6 protein-coding genes and 1 tRNA gene are annotated in these 7,348 nt (G+C 41.5%); all 7 read left to right on the plus strand.

The genetic code is table 11. From position 1 onward, the window contains the following. The first annotated feature begins 3 nt into the window (after positions 1-3). Entirely contained in the window at positions 4-1,026 is a 1,023-nt protein-coding gene (locus C7E02_RS13380; RefSeq protein WP_022279613.1) for an ABC transporter ATP-binding protein, read from the plus strand. Next, positions 1,026-2,003: an ABC transporter ATP-binding protein gene (locus tag C7E02_RS13385; RefSeq protein ID WP_005342031.1), complete on the plus strand. Its 978-nt coding sequence runs from the start codon at positions 1,026-1,028 to the stop codon at positions 2,001-2,003. Before C7E02_RS13380 ends, C7E02_RS13385 begins: the two co-directional genes overlap by 1 nt. Before the next feature lie 83 nt (positions 2,004-2,086). After that, on the plus strand, positions 2,087-3,469 hold the full coding sequence (locus tag C7E02_RS13390) for a TldD/PmbA family protein (RefSeq protein ID WP_105309802.1): 1,383 nt from the start codon (positions 2,087-2,089) through the stop codon (positions 3,467-3,469). Then, positions 3,463-4,839, plus strand: coding sequence for a metallopeptidase TldD-related protein (locus C7E02_RS13395; RefSeq protein ID WP_105309803.1), 1,377 nt, complete (start codon positions 3,463-3,465; stop codon positions 4,837-4,839). The genes C7E02_RS13390 and C7E02_RS13395 overlap by 7 nt, the downstream gene beginning before the upstream one ends. 26 nt (positions 4,840-4,865) lie before the next feature. Further along, the gene (locus C7E02_RS13400; protein ID WP_022279611.1) at positions 4,866-5,780 is read left to right on the plus strand and encodes a YitT family protein; all 915 of its coding nucleotides are present in this window, start codon (positions 4,866-4,868) and stop codon (positions 5,778-5,780) included. A 68-nt stretch (positions 5,781-5,848) separates the two neighbouring features. Next, positions 5,849-5,936: transfer RNA gene (locus C7E02_RS13405), tRNA-Ser, on the plus strand. Positions 5,937-6,071: 135 nt separating this feature from the next. After that, positions 6,072-6,641 (plus strand): AAA family ATPase, encoded by a 570-nt coding sequence (locus C7E02_RS13410; RefSeq protein WP_105309804.1) that lies wholly within the window; start codon positions 6,072-6,074, stop codon positions 6,639-6,641. The last annotated feature ends 707 nt before the right edge of the window (positions 6,642-7,348 follow it).

Consider the following 7,348-nt stretch of genomic DNA (forward strand, 5'->3'; position numbering starts at 1 on the left):
AAGATGGAAAATGAAAAAGTATTAGAAGTAGATAATCTGCATGTTTCTTTTCAGACTTATGCAGGAGAAGTAAAAGCTGTCCGTGGTGTCAGCTTTGAATTAAAAAAAGGTGAGACGCTTGCATTCGTAGGAGAGTCAGGATGTGGAAAGACCGTAACGGCCAAAGCTGTCATGCGTCTTTTAAAACCGCCATTCGCAGAGATTAAACCGGAGTCGAAGATTGTCTGTAATGGAAAAGATGTCATGAAAATGACGGACAAAGAATTATATAAGTTTCGCGGAGACGAAATCAGTATGATTTTTCAGGATCCAATGACTTCACTGAATCCTACGATGACCATTGGTAAGCAGATTATGGAAAGTCTGATCATTCATCGTGGCATGAATAAGGCAGAGGCAAGAAAAGAAGCTATCCGTATGCTTGAGATGGTCAAGATTCCAAGCCCGGAATCTCGAATTGATAATTATCCGCATGAATTATCCGGTGGTATGAGACAACGTGTTATGATTGCCATTGCACTTGCATGTAATCCGAAAATTCTGATTGCAGATGAACCAACAACTGCGCTTGATGTAACAATCCAGGCACAGATTATGGATCTGATGCGCGAATTAAAAGAAAAATCTAATACAGCTATTATTCTGGTAACACATGACCTTGGTGTTGTGGCTAATTTCGCGGACCGTATTCAGGTTATGTATGCAGGCCAGGTCGTAGAGAGGGGAACTGCCCGTGAGATTTTCTATGAAAGCAAACATCCGTATACATGGGCGCTTTTAAGTTCCGTGCCAAAGGTTACCAATGAATCAAAAGAAGAATTATATGCGTTAAAGGGAACACCTCCGGATCTCCTGCTTCCATTACATGAATGCCCATTTGCATCCAGATGTGAGTACTGCATGGGAATCTGTAAAGAGAGAAATCCAAGAGAGACATCCTTAAGTGATACACATAAGGTGTCATGCTGGCTGCAGCATCCAAAAGCACCGAAGGTAGAATCCTTCTATGATAAGGAGGCAAAATAATGGATCAGAATAATTATATCTTTGAAGTAGAAGACCTTTGTAAATATTTTCCGGCAGGAAAGAAAAAGGTCGTAAAGGCTGTAGACGGAATTAATCTGAAGATTCGAAAAGGCGAGACGATTGGTCTTGTTGGAGAATCTGGTTGTGGAAAGACAACTTGCGGAAGAACGATTATCAAGTTGTATGAGCCGACAAAGGGAAAGATTCTTTTTGAAGGAAAAGATGTATCCAAACTTCATGGAAAGGAACTGTTATCTTTCAAAAAGGATGTTCAGGTCATATTCCAGGATCCGTATGCATCTCTGGACCCACGTATGACAATCGGAGAGATTATCAGTGAAGGAATGCATGTACATTTGAAACTTTCTCAGAAAGAAATGGATGAAAGAGTCGCAGATCTGTTAAATAAAGTAGGTTTAAATGCTGAATATGCCAACCGTTTTGCTCATGAGTTATCCGGTGGTCAGAGACAGCGTGTCGGTATTGCCCGCGCGCTGGCGGTAGAACCGAAGTTTATTATGTGTGATGAGCCAATCTCTGCGCTGGATGTTTCTATTCAGGCACAGGTCGTCAATCTTCTGATCAAATTGCAGAGAGAGATGGGACTGACTTATCTGTTCATTTCCCATGACCTGTCCATGGTGAAACACATTTCCGACCGTGTCGGAGTTATGTATCTTGGATCCTTCGTGGAGCTGGCAAGCAATGAAGTGCTGTATTCATCTCCGAAGCATCCGTATACACAGGCGTTGATCTCAGCAATCCCGGAAGCAGATCCTGATTATGAGAGCCAGAAGGAAAAGACGAAACTGGAAGGTGAGGTTCCAAGTCCATTGAATCCACCATCTGGATGTAAATTCCGTACCAGGTGTAAATATGCGACCGAGCGGTGTGCGCAGGAGTCCCCAGTGTTCAGAGAGATAGAGTCGGATCATTTTGTGGCGTGCCACCTGTTTGATAAAGACGGAGAAAAATAAGATTTTGATTCACAATTTTTGAATTTATTTTGAACAGACCATGTCTAAAAGGTCTGAATGTAACATGTTAAGGAGGAAAAGACATGCTCAGTCAGAATATGACAGATAAAATCATAGACTACATCATGTCTCATGGAGGGGATTTTGCAGAAGTGTTCGCAGAGCATACACGACGGAATCAGCTTGCCATGACAGGTGGAAATATGTTAGAGGCACTGGCAGGAATTGAATCAGGAGTAGGAATCCGTATATTTTCCGGCGACCAGTGTGCATATTTCTACACAGAAGATGAGAGAGAAGAGAATCTTTTCCGTCTGTTAAAAGAAAACTGGAAAGCAGGGGAACCAGTCAGACCGGACTGGGAGAAGCTGTCTGCAGATCAGAAAATATATGACAGCACGACAGAATATTTCCAAAGTGCTTCTGTTAAAGATAAGATGAAACTTATGGAAAAATGCGACAAAGCAGGACTTGCATATAGTAGTCAGATTTCGCAGATGTATCTGAAATATTTGGATATGGATCAGCATGTGCAGATTGCCAATTCGGAAGGTTGCTACATGGAAGACCACCGCATGAAGACAAGACTCTCTATTGAGGCGGTTGTCCGTGACGACCAGGACGTGCAGCGGAGTTATTATGGACCTGGGGCAATGGGAGGTTATGAGTTCCTGAAACAGATAAATGTAGAAGAGTGTGCCAGAAAGGTCGCACAGAATGCCATCCGCTGTCTGGGAGCCAGAGCTTGCCCGACAGGAAGAATGCCAGTCATTATTGCTAATGGATTCGGAGGACTGTTCTTCCATGAGGCCTGCGGTCATTCTCTGGAAGCGACTTCTGTTTCTGACAATGGAAGTGAATTTTCGGGAAAATTAGGTACAAAAGTCGCTTCTGAGAAAGTGACACTGATTGATGACGGAAGTATTCGTGATGGCTGGGGATCTGGCTATATCGACGATGAAGGTGAATTGACAAGAAAAAATGTGCTGATTAAAGATGGAATCTTAAAGAATTATTTGGTGGACCGCCTGAATGGAAAGAAACTTGGTCTGTCTGCAAATGGAAGCAGTCGCCGCGAGAGCTATCGGTTTGCGCCGGTGGCAAGAATGAGCAACACTTATATTGCACCGGGCAGTGATGACGTAGAGAAAATGATTGCGTCTGTAGACCGTGGAATCTATGTAAAGAGTATCAATGCAGGTTCGGTCAACAGTATTACCGGCGAGTTCAACTTTAATACGGGAGAAACATTTCTGATTGAACACGGAGAGATTACGGTGCCGGTTCACAGTGCCACTCTGATTGGAACAGGAGGGGATATCCTTCAGAAAGTCGAGCAGGTAGGAAAGGATTATGAGCTTGGTCAGGGGTTCTGCTATGCCGGAAGCGGAGCTATCTATATTGGGGCAGGACAGCCTACCGTAAAAGTATCAGAGATGACAGTGGGAGGAGACGAGATATGTTAGATTGCAGAGAGCAGAAAACAATAGAAAAGCTGTCTGAGGAGCTTGAAAAAGCTGGCTATACTCACATTTCTTTCCAGGTCGTTCATACGAAGTCAAGAACAACAAGTGTACGTGGCCACAAGTCTGTAAAAAAACAGGACAGCGAGGATGCAGTCTATGTAATCGAGGCTGCTCATGACGGGAAAAAAGAAAAGTCTTACTGGACAGTTCTTCCGGGAGCAGAAGCTTTAATTACAATGCTGAGAGAGAATATGGAAGCTCTGGGTGAAAAATATGAAGAAGATGTGGATAACGCTAAGAATTCAAAAGAAGCATGTGGAGAGGATGAAAAAGTGCAGTTCATGTGGGAGAACCATGAGACTGTGATGAAAAAGCTTGCAGAGGCAAAGGAAGAAGTTTATCAGGTCCCGAATATAGACCTTGTGGATTATCTTGGATATGAGCAATATTTGGAAGAGATTTATGTATTGGGACCGGGAGATAAGAGGTTCATGGATGCTACAGGATACCACAGTCTCCGTGCAGATTTAAAGGCGGAGAAGGATGGACAGGCATCTTATGCCAGAGGATGCTGTTATGTGAGTGAGTTGGCAGATGACAGTGCAAAGAAGCTGGCGTGTGAGACAGCTAAAGAAGCCAGAGCCGGCCTTGGTGCAGAACCGATTGTGTCTGGGCAGTATCCGGTCATTTTGAAAAACTCCGTGATGGCAGAATTACTGGAAGCGTATATTCCGGCATTTTATGCAGACCGGATTAAAAATGAAAGAAGTGCGCTTGCAGGACGTGAGGGTGATAAGATTGCATCTGCAAATGTTTCATTAAAAGAGGTGCCAGATTTGAAAGAGGGCAGAGTATGCCGTAGAATTGATGATGAAGGAATACCTGTGAAAGAAAAATACCTGATAAAAGAAGGAACATTTAAAACACAACTTGTAAATAAAGAACTTGCGAAAAAATTAAAAATCGAACCTACAGGAAATGGTTTTAAACAATCGCCAAAATCTGATGTGGAAATTGGGATTACAAATGTTATTTTGCAATCTGAATGTGATCTGGGTGAGAAAACAGAATCCTCAATTTTGGACTTGAAGAAAAAAATGTGTCATGGTATCCTTGTAACCGATGTAGATGGTGTATTTGCAGGAATTAATGTAATGACGGGGACATTTTCATTAATTGTAAAAGGAAGAAAGATTGAGAATGGCCAGGAAACAGATGCATTTTGTCAGGTGACGATTGCAGGTAATTTCTTTGACATGCTTGGTCAGATTCAGGGAATCGCAAATGATTACATATCTACATATCCGGATTGCGCAAGTGTAATTGCTCCATCAGTGTATGTAGGAGAATTGGCAGTATCCGGAATATAAGTATGTGATTTCGGAGGAAGAAAATTGTGAAAAACAAAAATCAGACAATGTTACAGCGGGGAATAACATTGTTGACAGTTATTATTGGAAATGCTATGTACGCAGCGGTCGCAGTATTATTTCTGCTTCCGTCAGGACTGCCGACCGGAGGAACGACAGGTATTGCACTTTTAGTGAACAGATTGACCGGATTATCCGTTTCGATATTCGTGCTGGGATTTAATATTGTGATGCTGGTAGTCGGATTTATTTTTCTTGGAAAGAAATTCGCATTTACAACTATTGTAAGTACATTTACCTATCCAATCTGCCTGGAGTTATTCGGACAGATCTTTGCAAATGTACATTTTACAGACGATATCTGGCTGAATACGATATTCTCAGGGCTGGGAATCGGAGTGGGACTTGGAAGCGTCATTCGTATGGGAGCATCCACCGGAGGTATGGATATTCCTCCGTTGATTTTGAATAAATATTTTAAGATACCTGTGTCAGTCAGCCTGAATGTATTTGATATATGTATACTGCTTGGTCAGGCTATCCTCATACCTCCTGAGATGCTGTTATATGGAGTTATTCTTGTTATAACCTATACAACAGTGCTGAATAAGGTATTGCTCCTTGGTGGCTCGAAAATGGAGGTTAAAATCATCAGCAGAAATCCGGAGCCAATCCGTCAGGCGATTATCGGGCATCTGGACCGGGGACTTACAATTCTGCGTGCAGAGGGTGGATATTCACAGGAAGACCGCCAGGTGCTTCTCGTTGTTGTGTCAAACCGTGAACTGCATCAGTTGGAGCGTATTGTAAAGAATATTGATCCGGAAAGCTTTGTGATTGTAAGTGAAGTCAGAGAAGTCAGCGGTCGTGGATTTTCATTGACAAAAGAGCACAAGAGTACTCAGAGTGAAGGAAATAGTGCCAGTGCAAATGTGAAGTAAGAGATTGAAAAAATAAAGTAAAAAAATGATTGACATTAGGGTAAACCTCTAGTATAATCATTTTTGCTGGAGAAATACTCAAGAGGCTGAAGAGGCGCCCCTGCTAAGGGTGTAGGTCGGGTGACCGGCGCGAGGGTTCAAATCCCTCTTTCTCCGTAGGTAAGAGATTTGGAAGAAATTCCAAATCTCTTTTTTTCGTTCTAAGCAAAGACCGCTACTTGAAATTTACATTTGACTGGGGTACTATCTTTTTAAATAAACTACACGTATAGAAGAAAAGAAGCCAAGACGATGTTGGATAGTGCCCATTATGCTATGCTGGAGGTAAAAGAGAAGGTATTACGTTATATGGCTTGCCAGAAGTACCTTGGAAAGAACTACGGGGCAGTTATGCTGCTTGCTGGATCTCCCGGAGCAGGCAAGACATCCATTGCAGTTTCGATTGCAAAGGCGATGGGAAGACCTTGTGTGAAAATATCACTGGCAGGTGTTTCGGATGCATTATTTCTACGAGGAACACAGACAGTATTCAATCATGCCAAGCCGGGAAGGATTGTGGATGCTCTGGTACATTGGAAAAGCTTCTGCCCATTGATCGTATTGGATGAAATTGACAAAATGGGAAGTTCCATCGAACATGGCTGCCCGGAAAATGTACTTCTTGACATATTAGACAGTGACCGTTCAAAATTTGTAGATAACTATCTGGGATTTCCACTGGATCTGTCAAATGTAATTTTTGTGGCAACAGCTAATAGTCTTGAACCGTTGTCGCCGATATTACAGGATCGTCTGGACATTGTAGGATTACCTCCATATACGATAAGAGACAAAAAGCAACTTGTGAAAGGATACATTTGACCAAAACTGATCAAGGAGTATCAAATAGAGCAGGTAGATATTGAGGAAGATGCAATAGAAGAATTGATTGCAGAGGTGCACAGTAGAAGTATGTCATGCAATTGCATGACGCGCACCTCGCAGCAAGAATGCCGAGGCATTCTTGAATATGTAGAAGAAAATATCATAAAGAACATCAAAGAAGAGAATCTGGCAAAAATAATGGGACCTATTTATTATAGATAAGATTGTAATAATGGGCACTATATTTTGTATGTTATATGCGTGTAAACACTAAGTATAGATGCGGAAAATTAATGAGTAAAAGATGTAAAAAAAGATGAATAAAAGTATTGACATATGGTTGTCCAAATGATATTATAACTAAGCTGATTCGCGAGAAAACAATTCTTAAGAATCAAAAAAAGAATAAAAAATTATTGACAAGAGTTAATAATTATGATATTCTAGATAAGCTGTTCCGAACGACAGAGATAATCGGAACAAACAGCAAAAAAGAAAAATAAAAAAGTTGTTGACAAGCGATTGCGAATGTGATAATATAAATAAGCTGTCGCTGAGATGACAACAAGAAAAAGAACCTTGATAATTAAATAATAGACAACAACCCTGAAGATTCTTTAAGAGAAAATTCAGAACGGACATTGAATGACAATGTCGACCTTAAAACAGTAAAAGGGATAAGAAAGCTAGTAGTTTTCTTGACC

It is taken from the genome of Dorea sp. Marseille-P4042 (assembly GCF_900290215.1).
GTDB classification, from domain to species: domain Bacteria; phylum Bacillota; class Clostridia; order Lachnospirales; family Lachnospiraceae; genus Dorea; species Dorea formicigenerans.